Below are 786 nucleotides of genomic sequence, written 5' to 3'. Positions count from 1 at the left end.
CCCTCCTTGATACTAAAATTTGGTTGGCGAACCAAAATTTATTTTAGCATCAAGTGGGATCTTTTTTAATACCTCGCTATAAGCTATACGGAACCCCCTGCCTAGCAGGGGGTTTTCTTTTTTACAAGAAAAAAACTGCAGACCACTTGAATCATTCAAGTGAGTCTGCAGTTTAAATGGATTGGCTTAAGCAATTCGATGGATGGACCAAACGATTGGAGCACCACCACCGCCAAGGTCTATGGTAATTGATAATCCATCATCGATATAGAATAGGCCTATTACATCACCTTCAGTAAGTTCCACTTCTCCTGCTAATGTGACCGTTCCATTACCAAGAACCCCTCTTATGTTAACTAATGCTAAACCAATGTTCAAAATTGGGAATAGTCCTACGATTAAATCATCGCCGGTAGTAATATTACGTACTGCAAATGCCGGGTTGCCAGCAAATGATATAGATAAAGCTACAGCTGTACTATAACTGATAGTTGCTGAGATCGAGTATCTACCAGTAGCTGGAACCGTAAAGTTACCACTAACAGGATCAAAGTCAGTTGTATTAAAGTATGGTGAAGCTATAGTCCAGTTGTCAAGCTGACCACCAGCGGCTACACTAGCTGCTGTTCTAACTGCTGAGAATCCTTCGATTGCAAAGTTTGGTCCCGTCGGTCCAGTAGGCCCTGTTGGTCCCGTCGGTCCAGTAGGCCCTGTTGGTCCCGTCGGTCCAGTAGGCCCTGTTGGTCCCGTCGGTCCAGTAGGCCCTGTTGGTCCCGTCGGTCCAGT

1 pseudogene is annotated in these 786 nt (G+C 45.0%); it reads right to left on the bottom strand.

Annotated features, from left to right (window positions below):
- Positions 1 to 186: 186 nt before the first annotated feature.
- Positions 187 to 786 (bottom strand): annotated as a pseudogene (locus ACFPOH_RS10865) (collagen-like protein); the annotation flags it as partial.

The sequence above is a fragment of the Ureibacillus suwonensis genome (genome assembly GCF_042655065.1).
GTDB classification, from domain to species: domain Bacteria; phylum Bacillota; class Bacilli; order Bacillales_A; family Planococcaceae; genus Ureibacillus; species Ureibacillus suwonensis.
The sequence above is the reverse complement of the archived record's forward strand: the minus strand, read 5'-3'. Positions and strand labels throughout refer to the sequence as shown.